Below are 1074 nucleotides of genomic sequence, written 5' to 3' on the forward strand. Positions count from 1 at the left end.
CGTTGAGCTACTTGTGTGATTTCTCCTTAACAGTCGAAATGACTATGGGTAGTCACTTCGACAGAGTCCTTTTCGGGACGACGAGAAGTCGCACATATTGGTTTTAGTGTTATTAGTCGGTAGTTAGAAGTTGTGTGCAAATTTTAGGTGCACACATAGCTACTTGTGTGATTTACTCATGTCATTTTTATTTGAGGGGTATTCGTAAACCTTCGGTTTCTCCGCCCTGTCAGTCGTTCGAAATGACAGGGGAGGTCATTTTGTTATTATTTGTTTTCAAAACTTATAAATAATGAACTAAATTTGGGTAACACCAATACGAGCTTTTAATTGTTCTACAATCATTTTGTATATATAACCACGAACGAACACCGTACGACTCTTTATGTAGGAGTAACTAATAATATACAGCGTAGGTTGTCACAACACCATTTTGATAGTCAAAATTCCAAGAAATCCTTCGCAGGAAAGTATAGCTGTATTTATTTGGTGTATTACGAAGGCTTTGAGAACCCAAAAGAAGCCATTGCCCGGGAAAAGGAAATTAAAAAGTGGCGAAGGGAAAAGAAGAATAGTCTCGTTTCTTCCTTTAATCCTAAGTGGGAAACCTTGAACAATCAGATTTTTTAATTGGATTACAATAATGAATCTGAAGTTTGTAAGTACAGCGAAGTATTTTAAATGACCTGATAGTCACTTCGACATGAGGTGTTTTTACACCGATTGAGAAGTCGCACATATTGGTTTTAGTGGCATTGGTCGGTAGTTAGAAGTTGTGTGCAAATTTTAAGTGAACGCATAGCTACTTGTGTGATTTCTCACCTTCGTTCGAAATGACTTTGGGCAGTCACTTCGACAGAGTCCCTTTTCGGGACGACGAGAAGTCGCACATATTGGTTTTAGTGGTATTAGTCGGAAGTTAGAAGTTGTGTGCAAATTTTAAGTGCACACATAGCTGCTTGTGTGATTTCTCCCGTTGGTCGAAATGACTGGAGTTGTCACTTCGACAACTGATGCTTTTTCGCAACGATTGAGAAGTCGCACAGGTTTTGGTTTTAATTTTGGGATCCTATA

The 1074-nt window shown here is 38.6% G+C and carries 1 protein-coding gene; it reads left to right on the forward strand.

From position 1 onward, the window contains the following. The first annotated feature begins 330 nt into the window (after positions 1-330). Positions 331-630 (forward strand): GIY-YIG nuclease family protein, encoded by a 300-nt coding sequence (locus MWU84_RS23930; RefSeq protein ID WP_246906531.1) that lies wholly within the window; start codon positions 331-333, stop codon positions 628-630. Positions 631-1074 lie beyond the last annotated feature (444 nt).

The organism is Arenibacter sp. F20364 (assembly GCF_023015905.1).
Classification (GTDB): Bacteria; Bacteroidota; Bacteroidia; order Flavobacteriales; family Flavobacteriaceae; genus Arenibacter.